Origin of the sequence: Bacillus sp. FSL W8-0640 (genome assembly GCF_038007725.1) — a bacterium.
Taxonomy (GTDB): domain Bacteria; phylum Bacillota; class Bacilli; order Bacillales; family Bacillaceae_G; genus Bacillus_A; species Bacillus_A cereus.
This window is the reverse complement of record NZ_JBBOXT010000001.1, coordinates 907,573-925,005: the sequence shown is the minus strand read 5'-3', so window position 1 is coordinate 925,005 and position 17,433 is coordinate 907,573. Positions and strand designations below refer to the sequence as shown.

Genomic DNA, 17,433 nt, shown 5'->3' with positions numbered 1-17,433 from the left:
AAAAGAGCACCTTATCCATTCAAAAAAATCCACTCTGTTCCTCTAATAAATCTTAATTGCCAACAAAAATTTCCACTTATGTAATCTCATATATCATTAAAATCAACCAAAACTTCACAGTTATTTTTTTGATATTTTTGCCCTGATTGCATCCATATCCTTTCCCTTAGGCATGATAAATAAACATTTACCATTACTCTTTGATTCCCAAAGAAGGCCTATATCTCTTTTCTCTTTTGAATCGTCGTTACTCCAACGATCTTCACCTTTATATTCAATAACTAGATATCTCCCGTCAGTCAATAAGCATACAAAATCAGGGTAAAATTTATCTGTAGAGGTTTGAAGCCAAAATGAGTATTTCCCCTTTCTTTCTAGGTTTCTTACCCAAAACTTAACTTCTGGTAGAGTGTCTATAAACTGGGCACATTCTACCTCTTCTCCTCTTTCATTTAATTCACCAACCTGTGGATAAAAATGCTTTTGAAACTTATAAGAGCCTTTATAATAAGTACTACATGGGTATTGTATAGGATTAAAAGAAAAACAAACTTCTGGTGTTACAATAATTTGATCTTCTAAATCATTAAACAAACATTGCTGAAAACTATCTTGCTTTGCTTTTTCCCTAAACAAATCAATTTTTTTCACCATTGCATTTTTAAGCTTATATCTATCAATAACTAACTTTTCTAAACTAATTCCTCTCTCATCAATTAAGGTTCTAATTACCCTAGAAAAATAAATGCTTGTTTCAGCTGGTGAAATGTCGGGATGAGAAATATTTCTATCTAGCCATACGGATAAGTCTATGGCTGTCCAGCCAGTTTCAATATTAAACGCATGTAATTGTTGTTGCAATTCAGTAACAAACTTAGCCTGTACCCTTCCTTTATCCGTCACAGTAATTTCCCCAACCTGTCCTGAATTACCACTTCCTGAATATTCTTCTCTTGTAAGTAACGCATCATAGTCTGTTAATTTCCAAGTGTGTTCTAAGAAATGCGTTTCCTCGAATATTTCAAATAAGTCCCCTTGTTTTATAGCTAAAGCTGGAACTTCAAATTTCTCTCCTCTTTCTGACGGTGCTAGGCTATTATGCATTGATAAGCTATTAAGCTTTTCACATACCTGCTTAATAACTTTTTTTCCCGTATCAGTTTCAAAACAATTTTCTAACTCCCGCTTATCTTGATCATCTATTTCACCATAAATTGTTATAGTACTAGTTTCTTCATCATAAGCTAATTTTTCCGCGATCATGTTTGGCAAATTCTCCAAGTTGGGTCTTTCAGGTAGCTTGACGCTGTAAGATCCAAGTAAATGATATAGATCATTGTCTTCTTCAGCTGCCCCGTCCAACTCAAGCTCTTGTTGTTCACTATTAGATCTTCTAACAAATTCTTTTGCTTCTTGTTTGTTAAAACCATTTTGGACAAGTGCATCTGTTAATGCATTTGCTGCTTCAAAGAAATTTTGCGAAGTAGCAAATGCGTATGCTCTATTTAGCTCCGCTTGCTTTTTAAACTTAGCTTTAGGCATTCTCATTATACGACCTAGAAGCTGCTCTATAGCCGTTGAAGACCTCATTTCTGCAACTGAACAAAGTACATATGCAAAAGGACAATCCCATCCCTCTTTTAGAGCTTGTACAGTAATTACATATTTAATTGGGCATCTATCTGATAAAATATTAACACCTTCTAAGTCTCTTCTATTACCTGTCTCAACAGCAATTTCTTCCTTAGAAATTTTTAATTCTTCACAAAGATATTTCTCAATTACCTCAGCGGTAACAGAAATCCTCCCTTTTCTATTTGGCTGAGCTTGAATTAGAGCAACTGGTCTTATATATTCTCCAGTCTTCTGTTTCTCAAGTCTAGCCACTTTTTCTAAAGCATTTCTTTTTGCTACTGAGATAGATATAATTTCTTTCCAATCGCTTCTCGTTTCAAGATAGATAGGTATCTTAATCATTTCCTCTGCTTTTAGTTCAGCAGCCGATACACTATATAAGACGTTACTTGGGTTATCTTCAGTATCAGGTGTAGCTGTAAATTCTATAATACAAGATGGATTAAAGCGAGATAAAGTATCAAAAGAGAGTTCCGTACGTGCATTGTGTGCTTCATCAACTATTAATATTGGCCTTCTCATATGTAACACATTTGCTAGTGATTTTTTATAAATACCCTGTTCATTTTTCTCTAATCTTTCTAAAATTTCATTACTAATTCCACTGAAATGATCCATCAATGATCCAGACGATTCATAAACCTTTCTACCTTGGGTATCCTCTACCCTAAATGCTTGCATAGTTGAAACTATGATAGTAGTTGTTGTATCTAAAGTTGCCCTTTTAATATACAGAGCATCTACAGTATCTAAAACATTTACAGATCCTAAAGATCCATCTAATGCCCTTCTATAGGGATGAGATGGATCTTTTAATGCATTAATGGTTTGTTCTTTTATTGCATTAGACGGTACTAACCATAAAACAACAGAATGATCAGTCTGCAGAAGTTGATTTCGCACTATTTCTATTGAGTGACACGCCATGATGGTTTTTCCTCCACCCGTGGGTACTCTAAGGCATACATAAGGTATTCCCTCTAAACCTTTCACTGGTGTATAGGATACGCCTGTACCAGATGATTTTTTAGTCACTTTATAGAATGCAGTATTTGCGTCATCAATCTTATTACATTCGTTAAAGTAATTTGTCAAAGAATCTAGTGTACGTTGTTGATAATCCTTTAAATTAAACATTTATTTCACCTTCACTTCATATGGTATTTGTTTAAAGGTTATTTGTTCCTGTTGTAATCTTGTACTACTTAACTTACAAGTAGTACCATAAACGACTTTCGGCCCCTCATATTTTGGGAGACTGCGTAAACTTTCAATTGTTAATGGTAAACTTTCTACTGGATTTTCATTATTATATAACAAGTAAACTCCTAATCCATTTTCCACCCCTAGAAAGCTCGTTGGGGTATTGTCTAAACTTATTGAAAGAGCATTTCCGGTCTCCATATAATAAATGTGTCTAGCTAACTGTTCAAACTGAACATTTTCATTAACTAAATTATGTTCATTAAATAGCGTTGGACCTAATGTTAAATATTTAAAACCTAACTTCTGTTCAAAATTCACTAAGTTACTATCCTCGACATTGGCTTTATTAATTTCATTAGAAAGCCTTTTCGCAGCAATATTTAAACAAACGTTATTGTCCCACTCGATAACAATATATTGACGATTACCATTATCCTTATGATTTAACTCCATAACAGCTTGGGCCGTAGTCCCACTCCCACCAAAGAAATCTAATACAGTAAAATTCTTCTCCCCGATCATCGATAAGAGATATTTTATTAGACCTACTGGCTTTGGATAGTCAAACTTCATTCCATTTGAATCTAAATACGCACTTGCTTGTTGTGTACTCCCCACTTCTCTTAGTACACTAATAACATGACTTTGTGAACTTGAACGCTTTTTAATCCCTTCAATTGCTCCAGTTTTGGTAAGGACAAACTTTGTTTCTTGCCCCTTACTATCTTTCACAACTTCAAAATCCGAGTCAATAAACTCTTGTAGAATCTTTTTTGAACTCCAACCACTCTTTGCCTTAACTGCTACTTGAAGTTTATAGTCTTCAATAATAAGGTCGCTTTCGTAATGAGGCCAAACATCATCCCTTTTTGAAATAACGCCACTCTTAAACTCTGCAGGAAATCCTGCAGGTAGTGCGATTTCACTAACTGGGTTTTTCGGTCCATTTTTAACAACTGTATTCCGAATATATTGTTTAAATAATTTACTATTATCTTTTATATTTGGATCAATTACTGGAGGAGCAGGAAACGAAGATATATCCTTACAGTAGGCTAAAATATATTCATGACAAATCTTAACTTTAGCCTGATTATCAAAATTCCCCTCTGTCTGCCAAATGAAATTAGCTAGCATGTTTTTCGCATGAAAGATCTCATCCATTATTATTCTAAGTAGCGGTTGCTCATTATCATCAATTGATATGAATATAATTCCATCCTCTGTTAGGAACTCCCTTGCTAATAGCAATCTAGGATACATCATACATAACCATTTATCATGCCGAGAAAGATCTTCAAGTTCTTTACCTACTACCTTCCCTAACCATTCTGTTATCTCTTTACTGTTAACATTGTCATTGTAAACCCAATGTTCATTACCCGTATTATAAGGGGGATCAATATAGATACATTTTATTTTTCCTGCATAATGCGGTAATAACGCCTTTAGAGCCATAATGTTATCTGCATTTATCAATAAGTTATTACTACTTAAATCCCCGAATGAGTATTTATCTACCTGCTGTAACAAGTGAAACGGTATTTCTTTATGATGCTTGATAACCGCATCTTTTCCAATCCAATTCAATGATGGCATCTTTAATCATCCTTTATTTCTACAGTATTTCTTCTTTTATTACTCATAATGTATAGTCAATATTGTATCATAAGCACAGATAAACAATAAGATACAATAAAATGATCGCTTATTTATAAATGTTATACTTCAATACTGTTAATCACAATACGACTACATCAATAGCTTATTTACCCCAAAAGACACATAAGTACCTTTTGAGGTACTTTTTTATCATTTCTTGCTACATGAACTTACTAATTTTTCTCACCAAAAGTGAACAGCAATCGATATGATCCAAAGATGAAAAAGTTACATCTTGTATTACTGTATCCATTTTTATTCATCCAATCATAAGAAAAGGATTGCTCTTCATCTGAAAAGCAACCCTTCTTGTATAAATAAACATACAAAAACAAAAAAGTTGTATTCTGTGTAAAAACTTGAGAAAACTTAACAATATGGGACAAACCCGCAATGAATAGTAAAATTGGCCAATTTATAAATAGTTTAATCTCGTTACATGAAACCTTAACTCATTAAACAAACATATCCAAAATATTCTTATTATGAAGGGAAATCAAGAGGGTATTACATTTGATTCCCCTTAAATTTTCCATAAAGAAGACAAGGTTCATATCTATTCATCCGAAATAGATGAAAAAACATTGAGTTCCTGCTTCTTATTCTAAAACAGCCTACAATACACACCAGATTTCATGCATATGCAGTGTAAACAATTTTACAATGTTTTCTTTTCTAGATTGAAATTGGAATTTTTCAAGAAACTTCTTAATAATGTTGTATTAGATCTAATTTGTATAGAAAGGGAAGAGGAAGAAATTTCAAAATACCTTTTTAATTATTTTAGTGTTTGAGATTTAATTAATCACTATAAACTCTTTCGGTTTTGATTACCTTATCAAAACTGAAAGAGTTTAAAACAGATATAAATAAAAATTGAAATTGAAGTATAAAAGCCTACAACTACCAAACTCCTTGTAGAGCATGTAAGACAGGTAATTTTTTGAATAGCCAATGAATAGTTTGATGAAATAGTAATTTTATGTGCTATATTTGAAAGGAGTGGCATAATGAAACAACCAAAAATAAAAATATTTGGTCAAATATACAAAGTAATACAAATTGAGTTTGATAAAAAAACAGGTCTAATCGAAAAAATTGTTTATCAAGTAAATGAACACCAAAACAAGACGATATTTAGGGGGAATGAAATGATAGCAAAATCATTAACCTCCAAATATAAAATCCAAAAGCCAACTCATCACCCATTTCATGATTATGCTTATGCACCTAATTTAGAACGTTTACTTATACAAAATAACTAATAATGAACTAGATACTCCAATTATCTTCTATATCAAAGAACAAACTTTTCTTGTTTCACAAGGACGATTATTGAATAAGTAAAAGGTCAATAGAGACTTTTTTCTTATAGAAGGTTAACAAACTAAACTATCACCATTACTTATACTACTTTAATTATTTTTTAACACCTAAAATTACATGTGAACAGTATTGTGAATAATAAACTCCGTCTCTGATTTTCATTTTCAAAACTCTTGCTCGGAGTTTATAAAACCGCTCATAATTAAATATTATGAGCGACTAATCAATAGCAAAATTAAGGCTTTAAATAATAAAATAATATATAAATTTAATAATTAAGTCTAGCGAGTGAGATGTTTCTTTATAAAAGGGTTAGGAGTTTGTTATGACAATTCCAAACAATAATTTTAATTCATAAAAAATATCTTCATTTAATTATTACTAAAAAGATATATCTCCCCAAATATTTCCTTTATTCCACTTTCGAAACTAGTGACATCATCAATATATATAACTCTTAAATTCTTAATAGCTCTAGAACAAGAAACATATAACAAATTCTTTATTTTTTCCAGATTCCGCTCCCTCTCATCTTCCAATCCATCTGAATGCAAGGAATTTTCAAAAAAGAAATTAAAATAATCTCGATTTCTTCCAAAGGCATTTTCCATAATAATAATAACATTATCAAATTCGCGACCCTTTGTACCGTGATAGGTATGATAAATGACCTTCTCTTCCTGTTTATCCATAATAAATTTATACCACAAGCCATACTCAGCAATATCAACCTTTAGCATTTTTTGTATAGTTGTGTTTGCATGATCAATATCATCATCTGATGTTTGGTTGAATAACTTTCCTATAAGATAATTTTTAAATAGTTCGAATGTGATATTTTCAAAACCAAAAGTCCAATCTATTATTTTTTTATAATTCTCGTCATTAACTTGAGAATAGACAGTTGATATTGATTCTATATATTCACCTAATGTTTTCCCTTTGTGTTCTTTTAATGATTTAATTAACTTTTTCAAACCTTCTATACTCATATCATCAAATAAACTTTCTTTAGGCGAAATATCCATGACTGAAGTCGTTTTATTTAAAAGGTTATTTTGTAACCTAACTATATTAAATAATAACTTAGGGATTTCACCAAGCTTAGACAAATCATTACTAAAAAGCTCCGTATTAAGTTGATTATAATTGATACCTTTATATTTATCTGTCTCTTTAAAAGCTTCATATATATTTTTAAAACCACTATATTCTGCAACAATCTTATTAGTTAAAACTAGACAATGTAGTTGATTTTTCGTAGTTATTTTCCATTCATGTATATACTTATCTAGTAAGTCCTTAACATTATCTGAAGTCCCTGTATAAAACTTTACACTGCCCCCTTCACAATCATCATAAATTGATATTTGCTGAATGTTGTCATTTCTAATTTTATTTATAACCTCAATGACTTCTTTTGTAGATCTTCTATTAAATACTTTATTTATTGACTTTAAACCTGAGTGAATCTTTGTTATTTTACTTCCTACTCCACCATCATAAATATTTTGAGCAGTGTCGCCAAAATAACTTATAAAAATGTTATGACTAATTTTTTTTGCATATTGCTCTAAATAACTCATTATTAACACAACTTTTTCATCGGTATCCTGATATTCATCAATAAAAACAAAAGGATATTTATCAATGATTATCTGCTTTAACAAGTCATATTTCTCAATTATTTTCAAACCATAATCTAACAAGGTATCGTGGCTTATTCGCATTTTATGAAGTTGATCATTATTATAAATCGAATTGTATTCTACAGATTTATACCCTTTTTTATTCGAAATTATATTTTCATAGCATTTTCTATACCTATCTAATTTGTAGATAGTGTTTACTATTTTTTTGAAATTGCTAACATTCTTTAGTATATCAGGGTAATCATTTAAGATTGTTTTAAATGATTTTTTCAACTCTGCTGCTGTAACACTATAATTTTGAAAGAATAATTCTTTATTCTCAATCATTATTTTTTCAAACTTTTCCTTTAAATCATCTTCCAATTCTCGGTATTTACTATATTCTCTAGCTATTTTTAATTTTTGTTTTAAATTTGAAATTTCATCTTCCAATTTTTCTTTATGTATTTCAACTAATTCTTTTTGATACTCTTTAATAAGTCCCCAAATTCTTTCATGTATTGTAGACACTAATACTAAATCTGTGTTTCCTAGTCTTTCTTTTACTTCTTTAGTTGCAACATTCGTATATGTGATACAAATAATTTGTTGATTATGTTTTTTTAAGTTCTTCTCATAATTTCTGATTACATATTTCAAACTTTCAATAAGAGCATATGTTTTTCCAGCTCCAGCTCCAGCATTAAAAATGATACTTTCACTTTTATCAATAGAATAAAAAATTGCATTTAATGACTTTTGCTCTTCTTCCCTATTAGATAGAGCTACCTTAGATAAACTCATTCTTATTTCTCCCCTTCTAATTTTTTGGTTAACCATAAAAGTCCACTATCAATATATTGTGGCAGGGAAGGAACTCCTGGTGCTTCAGTTTCAGTTATAAACTTGTAAAGTAGCTCATTAGCAAAATCGCTTTTATTATTCGATAACTTTTTTTGAAGCTTATACGAATTTTCCTTAATATTATCTAAATTTTTATTTTCGCCTATGATGTCTTCATAAATCTTAGGTTTCATTTTTTCTAGTACACTATTTAAAATTTTATTTTCGTAATTGGTTAAGATAAATGCCTCTTCAAAGCTTGTTGCATAATATCCTTTAATTTTACCCTGATATGCAATATACACATTCTCGACTTCAAACTTCTCATGTCGTAGTTCCTCTAACCTATCAGAACCTCCATTATACTTTTTGATTGTTTCATTAGTTGTTAACCTGTCTTTTAAGTCAGAGATTTGTTTAAAATTTTCCTTTTCTTTAGTAGCTCTTTTTATATCTAAATCCGTAATTATTAGGGCTGGTACTTTTAAGGCTTTAATTAAATCGTGATAAACTATTCCATGAGCTCCATCAATATTGAAAACTGATATATAGTTTTTATTAAGCTTATCCCTATTATCAATATAATATTTAAGAAGCGTTTCTTCCGTCACACCTTCAACAAAAATAATGGCATCTGAAAAGAACAATTCAGAAACTTTATACTTAACATGCTTTTTTAGAAATTTAAGATCATCCTCTCTTTTATGAGCGTTGGTTTCACTTTTAGGGATAATTATATCATCACGCAAATTCACTACATGAGTATAATTATTTTTTGTAGTAACGTAATTTATATTATTAAAAGTATTGCCACTATGTATTTTACTGTTCAGTATATGTGAGGAATGTGTTGTAATTACCAACTGACTGTTTACGTTCTTATTTTTACTTTTTAATAAAGAAGCAATCGCTTCATTTATATTTTTTATAAATAACTCCTGCATTTGTGGGTGCATAAATGTTTCAGGCTCTTCAATTGAAATTAAATTAACTTTACTGTTAAATGAGTTTTCTGGGTATTTTTCCATATAATCAATTAAATCTGCTATTATCATCATCAAATTTGTATAGCCTAAACCAAATTGATTCTCAGGTATGTTCATATCACGTTCGACATATTCATATTTGATTAAATTATTCATCACCTTTTGAAAGCTCAAATCTGCCCTTAAAAGTACCTTAAGTTTTTCGTTTGATTCAATTTCTCCTAAAGACTCGTTTATACTATGTGTATGTTTTTCACTAATTAATTTAGTAAGTTCCTCATTAATATCACTGATTTTCGAATTAAGGTCATTGCCTTCTTCTCCAAATAAGGACTTGTAACGGTATTCAATTATTTTACTAAAAGCTTTTGAAAGACATTTTTCACTCTCAATGTTATTTGCTTTAATTGGTCTCAATTCAATTAAATTTTTTATGTTAAAATTTTCTATTTTATCATTATCTGCATTATAGTAGTTCAATTTAAAGACGGAATTATTTATCAATTCCAAAAAGCCACTAAACCGAATACTTGAATTGTGATTTTTCTCTAATAGTTTTTTCACATCTCTAATAAAGACTTCTTCATTTTCCAGTTCTACTTTTATACCAATTTCTAATTCAGAATTATTAATATCATCTAGTTTCATAAAACGAACCAGATTGGTAACTAAATCATTACTATTATCTTCAATTCCAATACCAATGTTAAATTGAAGATACGGTGTTTCAATTTTCTCTTTTGATTCATCATCTAACTTTAGAATTGTTTGTTCATACTGATCTAGTAGTTTTTTTAAGTACAAAAAATTAAAATCATTTGCTTTAAAAGCGTCTTTATTATTAATAAGATTATCTAACGCTTTAATAATAGTTGTTTTTCCACAGTTATTTTTCCCTACAATTAAAGTGGTTGTAGGAGCAATGTTTATCTCTTTTTTATTTTTTTGTTCTTGAAAGCTTTTAGCATCAACAAATTCTATCTTATTGTTATCTATTCCAAATTTTCTAAAGTTGTAGATTTTTAAACTTTTTAAATACATAAAGTCTTCTCCTATTCTTCTGTTATTCTATTAACATTTTATTCACTAGCTTACTCTTTACTACTTCACTATCCGACAAAAAGCCAATTTATCTCAAAACTATCTTTTGCCCAATCTTGAAATATTCTTTCTTAAAAACACAATAGCTCCAATATTACTCTAAAATATCTGTAAATTGAATTCATAATTCCGACTCAATCGATAGAATCATTTACCAAAATTATACTAAATTTTCTCTACTATTAAACAAATTCCCCAAAAAAATTGTAAAATAAACAAAAAAACAAGCGAATACTACTTCAGGATTCGCCAATAAAAAATAAATAAGAGTTTTTATATAAATTTCATTCAATTCAAACAACCTTCTTAATATATTATTTCTATATCAGTCAAAAACTACTTTTAGACTTGTCATAACTTATTGAAACTTAATCAAGATTCTGGTCAAAAAATTTCATTTTTCTACGTTACAGGATTTGCATAGGAAAATACAGAATACCCCATAAACCCTTGATATAACTACCTTTCCGCTTGAGATTACCGAACCGTAAAATATATGTTTCTTATCTTGATAGGGCCGCGGTCATCATTTAAATTTCACGTAAACTTTATTTACAAATAAAAATAAGAGCATAGCTAACAATACACTTTATCCAACTAATATTTATCTAATATACTTAACAATTACATCTATAATTTAATAGCATCTACTATTGAACAACCATCATTGTTAACAATTCCTACAATTTACGTAAACTCACTTGTTCCATGTGAAAATAAATTAGGTCTCTTATCCATTTCTTAATCCCCTTTGTATCTAAGCACTATTCCTCAACATGTAATACTTCTAAAACTTCCCTAAACAACACCGAACCTCTCCCAACAACCAACTCCAAAGGAACTTCCTTAACTCGCCCATCTCTCCCCACCATAACAACCCCATTCTCATAATCAACCCAAATCTGAACATCCTGCACATAATAACTCTTAATAGAAGAAGCCTCATCTAAGTTGTTATGATCCAGTTCCACCTTAACTTGCTTCGTAAAACGGCGCAGCGTTTTCCAAAGAATTCGTTCTTCTTTTGATTTCATAAAGAGTTCTGGGAGTTCTTGTACTTCTTTTAATAGTGACATAGTTGTTATTGTGTATGTTTGAATGCCATATCCTACTGGGCGGATGAGGTGGTCTAGTTTTTTCCATGGCTCTAGTTTGAAATGTACATACTCATCGTTTTGTTGCATTTGAATGTGTTTGATTTTGGCTACGTATTGGATTCCGCCTTTTTCTCCGTGCCATTTTTTCGGTGCATATAATGCTATGTACTTTGCTTCTTGCCATCCTGCTTTTAACTGTGTGACTGGTAACTGGTATAAGCCTTCTTTTCTATATGTTTCATAGTCGGCTTCAGTTTTCACGCTGCCCACTAACACTTTTTCTTCTAATGAGGAGTGCCATTCTTCTTTTGTTCCTCGTGGAAGGATGCCTTCTCTTATAATTTCTTCTGGGCTTTTTTCAATGAGATGATCTAGAAATTGTTCGACTAGTCTTGTTGCGTTTGGTAAGAACGGGAATCCACCGATATTTACTTTTTCTATACTTTTATAAAATGGATGGTTTTCGTACGCTTCCTCTTGGTTCCATGGGAATAATACGTACGCTCCGTAAGCTGCTCGCTCAAAAGGTCCATCTTGTTCCACAACTAAGGCATCTCTGTAGCGGTGCATTGTATTAATGTCTTCTTCTATTGGGCCAGGAGTACCATACTTCTTTTTATAATGAGACCTTTCAGCAAAATCAATTCGGTATTTCGCATCAAAGATGTATTGATATTGATAGTTCTTTCCCTTTTTCTCAATAGCGAGCATCGTATCTGGCTTTTGTGTAACTGTTGGCAGTCTACCGTTCCTTTTCTGGAAATACAGTTCTATTACTTCACCAGTGACTGGATGCTTGAACGTTCTTTTTGCAGTTTTACTTTCATCAAGCGTTACGTATAAACCATCTTGTTTAACTTGAATAACATCTTGATGAAGCGGTATATATTTTTTAGATAGAATTTGTCCGAGTTTTAAATACGTCCAGTATTCGTATAACCTTGCGACATCTTTTACAGACATTTTAAAAATTTGTCCTCGTAATGTTAAACCTCGCGATAGCATTAAGAAGATTTGATACGCATCTCTATAGCCTGCTGCCATTTGGATAACGAGTGAAAAGACTGAGCGATCTAATTTTCCGATTCCTCTCCAAAATGGATCGTTCAATTCATTTTTCATTCGATACTTCATATTTTTTACACGCTCTAGCAAATCTTCATCAGTTTCACCACGTGCATATCTAGACTTTTTCTCTAGCGTCTTAAGTAAATCATCTATTTTATGTATGACTCTTTGAATCATCCATTTAACGAATCGATTTTCCAGCGTATTATAAGAAACTTCCTTATAAGCTGTAATCCCTTTAGTCGGTATACTGTTTTCTCCTTGCAGCAAGTGTGGTCGCTTTCGCAAATAGTTCATTCCGACAGAATCCAATTTACGAATTTTTTCTCCTCTTACAAGTTGATGCCTAGTCATAAGCGTATGATGCGGTTGCCTTTTGATATGAGAAATCGACCTCATAAATCGCTCAAAGGAATCATTTAAAATACGATAGAACTCACTCTTCGATGGATTTGTAGCGTAAATTGCAGATGCCCCTAAGTAAGTTCTTTTCAATAGATGAAACGCTAAATTATAAATTTCATCATTTACTTCATCTAATAAGGCTCTGTAATCATCCTTATAATCCAGTTTTACCGGGAAAACTTCAAATGTAACAGTTAATAAAGTATTTTGATCATCTTTAATTTCAAACGTTGTATTTCCTACTTCATTTGGAAATGAAAGATTCCCCATCAACACATGAAGTGAACCCATTTGAATGGAACTAACTTGTTTTCGAAATCCCGGATGTTCATGATAAAAAGAGAGCTGCTTGTTATTTTTCGGAACAACAACAAGCTGATAACTTCTATTTTCAAAAAAGATTGGCGGATGTTCGTTCCATTCATCTAGCCTCTGCAATCTCGCATCAAATACAGAAACGGATTCCGTCTTCCCATCTACATGAAAATACATCATTTCATCTGCATTCATAGCGTGATATTCTTTTAAACTCTCGTATTTTTCATGATAAGGATTTCCCTTAATCGTCAATGATAGCTCCTCTGTTTCAATCTTAACTAGCTCTATCTCATTATTAGATCCAGAAAGAGGTGAAACCATCATACTCGAACCTCCTTAACATATGAGACAGCTTGTTAGCTGAACGAGAATACTTAGCATATGAAGCGTCATTATTACCACTATCATATTCTTCATTTGCACATAATACATACAATTGCTTTAATACCTCTTCCGTTCTTCCATCACTTCCTGCAAGACGCGGTAAAATCTTTTGATATATTTGATAATCAAGCGCCTCATCGAACGATAATAACTTCCCTTGTTCGTTATATGCCATATAGAAGCAAATTTCATCTCGTATACGATACCCAACTTGAGCTCCAACTGATTCAAGTATTTTATTTATTTTTATTAAAACGTTCGATATATTTCTCACAAGATCTTCGTTTTCTTTAAAACATTCTTTTAGATGAAGATACTCGGTTTCTAAAGAGCGATTTGAAGCAATTTCAGCTTCCTTCTCTTCTACATCCATTAAAAAATTAAAATAATCTAAGTTAACAGTATTAAACTCAATTGTATTCGCACGATCTAATACTTTCTTACTTAACGGATGTGTCGTTTCATCCATATTTACCGTTCCGATAATATATACATTTGATGGAATTGTAATATGCTTATTCGTAATTGATTCTGGAAGTACTGGTGACGTAACAATTTTTCCATCTTTCCACTTACGACTTTCAATTACACTTAAAAAGTCACTAAAGTAGTATTCCACTCGAGCTAAGTTCATCTCATCCAACACTACAAAATACGGCCTATTTGGATTTGCAGCTGCGTTTTCAAGAACGTTAATTAACGGTCTTTCTTGAAACTCCCCTTGAAGGTTCACATAACCAAGTAAATCAGAGCTATCACTCCAATCAGGTCGAACCGGAATAAGCGTAAATTGTCCATTCTCTTCTGTTGCCCCTAAACTCTCCGCAAACCACTGCACAATTTTCGTTTTCCCTGTACCTGAAATACCAGATAAAATTACAAACGGTTTCGTCTTTAATGAAAGGAAAAAGTTAATAAGATCCTTTTTCTCATAAAAGAAACCCTTACTTTGAATATAGGAAGACACATGATCAATAATGGATTGCTGATCTAAATGGACTTCTTTCCTCTCAGAACTTGCTTCATACTTAATACCTTTCTCTTTATAGTTAATGAATCCCTCATAGTAGTGAAGCATTTCTTTTAAATCTTCTACTAACTCAACCTCAACTGGCATTTTGTTCACATCGTATACAATATAGGCAGCTGTTGAATTTGCATAATCCATCGCTCTTGAACTTGTACCAAGGAAAATATTATCGTCTTTCTTCACCTTTTTAGACATATATATATGTTGACGAACTTCTTGCTTAATCTTCTCTATTTCTTCGTTAGGCGTATCTTTTACCCCTTGTCCTATAGTTAGATACAATCTTTTCATATCTTCACTAAATAAATAAACGATATAGTATCCCCTCTGAGTCGATTTAGTAATATCCTTATTCATAATAGCAATCCACGGAATAGATGCCCAATTCCCTTGTCCAACCGAGCCAGTAACGATGTACTTACTGTCATTCATAAAAGGTAAACACTTAATTTCTGTTGTTATGTCCTTTCGAACCAATTCAGCCAATTTATGCCCTTTTGCACTCCCCTTTTTTGCATCTAGATAACCGTCCATTACCCTTAAAAATCCTTCACGCAAATTACTGTTCATACTACCGCCCTTTTCCCCATCATCTTTTACATATTGTTCAACAGAAATCCATTCATCATTAACTAGTCCCACTTGTTCAAGCCAATCTAGTAAATTATTCGTACGCCGCCTCGCTACCGATTCAACCATCAAATTATCCCCTAATGAATTTCGGACAATTGTCATTCCCAAATCAACTAGAGCTGCTTTCTTTTCATCCTTTGAATACTTCTCTAACAATCCAAGAACAAATAAAGCATGACAGAAATATTCTTGTTTTAAAACTAACTGTGCCATGTAGTTTTTCTTATCTTCCGATTGAACACATTCGCTTAATAGCAACTGATTTATTTCATGAGATTCATTCAAAAAGCCCAACAATCTTAAATCTTGGCGCGCATTAGATTTCATTCTATATAAATTTTCATCCGTTTGTTCACGTAACGTACTTGGATTATATGTACCATTCATGATCTCTTCTAAAAAGAGCATGACTTTATCGTATTTTTCGCTTGGTAGATTATCGGTTTTGAATTCTTTAAATGTAATAGCTCCCGATTCCTTTACATCCACAAATGGAAGCTGTGAAAAGAAAGCTACCAAGAAAGTATTACATTCACCCGCTTGTCCAAAATCTTCACTCTTTACTGTACGCATAGCGATAAATTTTCTCCAAGCATCCTTAAGAATTTCAAAACTCACTTTAAAATAAGGTGATGCTTCCTCTTCATATTGCTCACGTGAAAATTTAGCTTCAACGTATAATCCTTCATCATCTTTATTTATAGCCAGATAAGTTTTATCACCATTCATTTCTTCAACCTGCTTCGTTAATTTAGCCAATTCAATAATGAGTTTCTCTAACATTTTCATCCCCACCGTTACAATTAATTACAATTACTACTATTTTACCAAACTATGTATAAAAGAAAAATCATACAATATGATGTATGATTTTATACTCTATTATTTAAAATACTTCTGATAGTCCTCTTCATTTTTAAATTCAATCGGCCCTACATCCATTCGGAATTTCCCGTTCTCGTACAACAGTGGTGAAGCCTCTGAATGGTCTTTTGAGTAACTTTCTACATGTGAAATTTTCATCTCATTTGAATTCGTGAAATCAATATGAGCAATACACACCCAATAAGCATGGTCATTTATTTCTAATAACGGTGCTGTTACAACGCTTCCTATATGATTATCGACAACAGCCTTAGCCCTCATAGAATAAAAACTACCTACCCCATTGCCGACAGCACTATACGCAGCAAATAAAACATATTTTAAAGCTTCTGGTCGATAAATACGAATTGTTTCTTTTCCTGGTTCTTGCGAATCACCGTCCAACACAATATACGGCGACACTTTAGACGAACCTAGATTTTTATAATAAACCTTTCCTATTTCTCCATTAGTTGTTACGTAAAAACAGTATAAGTCTAAATCTTTATTTGTTTCCCATTCTAAAGTAGCTGTTACCATTTTAGATTTTTGTATATTTATAGATTGTTTTTTCTTTAATTCAACCTTCACTGCATTAATAGTTTTTTGTACTGGAGGCGGAGTAGGAACTATTTTCTTCTCTACAGGAGGAACAAATTGTTTTTCATCCTCTGCGATTTCTATTCCAAAATTTGTACACAATGCAGCTAACCCACCAAAATAGCCAGCTCCAATAGGATTGAACTTCCATCCTCCTCCATGTCGATATAGCTCTCCAACAATAATGGCACTTTCATCTGTAAATGGATACGTGATAGGAAAATGAATAATTTCTAATCCTGATTGTGCGTTGTTTATTTTCAATTGAATATGGGAAACATCTCGTAGCGCCTGTTTCTTCTCTTCAGCATTATGAATTGTAATCGAAAATACAACCTTTTGTACCTCATCTTTTATATGAGTAAAATCTATCGAAAATCTTTGTTTACTTCCATTTGTGATATTTTGATTTAATTGAACAGATCGACAACTAGAATAAGATTGTCCATAAAAAACGAAATCCTCTTCTTTAGTAATTTTCCCATTAAAACCTACTAAAAAAGCTGATGCATCTACACCCATATTCATCGGGGCATTCCAAGTTAAATCTACCAATAATCCTTTCATCTCTGGATGATTCTTTGTGACGTCTATCTTTTGTCCCCTTACTAAAGTATGTATCATCATAATTCCCCCGTCCTACA

8 protein-coding genes are annotated in these 17,433 nt (G+C 31.8%); 1 reads left to right on the top strand and 7 read right to left on the bottom strand.

Annotated elements, in window-relative coordinates:
• Nucleotides 1-120 precede the first annotated feature (120 nt).
• A complete protein-coding gene (locus tag N2V80_RS04775; RefSeq protein WP_061655052.1) occupies nt 121-2,772 on the bottom strand; it encodes a DEAD/DEAH box helicase in 2,652 nt (883 codons plus the stop codon).
• Nucleotides 2,773-4,440: a site-specific DNA-methyltransferase gene (locus N2V80_RS04770; RefSeq protein ID WP_061655050.1), complete on the bottom strand. Its 1,668-nt coding sequence runs from the start codon at nt 4,438-4,440 to the stop codon at nt 2,773-2,775.
• A gap of 1,073 nt (nt 4,441-5,513) precedes the next feature.
• Here N2V80_RS04770 and N2V80_RS04765 point away from each other — a divergent pair.
• The gene (locus tag N2V80_RS04765; RefSeq protein ID WP_061655049.1) at nt 5,514-5,768 is read left to right on the top strand and encodes a hypothetical protein; all 255 of its coding nucleotides are present in this window, start codon (nt 5,514-5,516) and stop codon (nt 5,766-5,768) included.
• Nucleotides 5,769-6,200: 432 nt separating this feature from the next.
• On the opposite strand, the gene gajB is transcribed toward N2V80_RS04765, so the two are convergent.
• From gajB to N2V80_RS04740, 5 genes are all read right to left on the bottom strand, one after another.
• On the bottom strand, nt 6,201-8,264 hold the full coding sequence (gene gajB / locus N2V80_RS04760; protein ID WP_061655047.1) for a Gabija anti-phage system protein GajB: 2,064 nt from the start codon (nt 8,262-8,264) through the stop codon (nt 6,201-6,203).
• Between the two features lie 2 nt (nt 8,265-8,266).
• Entirely contained in the window at nt 8,267-10,330 is a 2,064-nt protein-coding gene (gene gajA / locus N2V80_RS04755; protein ID WP_061655045.1) for a Gabija anti-phage system endonuclease GajA, read from the bottom strand.
• 824 nt (nt 10,331-11,154) lie between these two features.
• On the bottom strand, nt 11,155-13,599 hold the full coding sequence (locus N2V80_RS04750; RefSeq protein ID WP_061655072.1) for a restriction endonuclease-like protein: 2,445 nt from the start codon (nt 13,597-13,599) through the stop codon (nt 11,155-11,157).
• Entirely contained in the window at nt 13,574-16,108 is a 2,535-nt protein-coding gene (locus N2V80_RS04745; RefSeq protein WP_061655044.1) for an McrB family protein, read from the bottom strand. Before N2V80_RS04745 ends, N2V80_RS04750 begins: the two co-directional genes overlap by 26 nt.
• A gap of 99 nt (nt 16,109-16,207) precedes the next feature.
• On the bottom strand, nt 16,208-17,413 hold the full coding sequence (locus N2V80_RS04740; RefSeq protein ID WP_061655042.1) for a TerD family protein: 1,206 nt from the start codon (nt 17,411-17,413) through the stop codon (nt 16,208-16,210).
• Between the last annotated feature and the right edge of the window lie 20 nt (nt 17,414-17,433).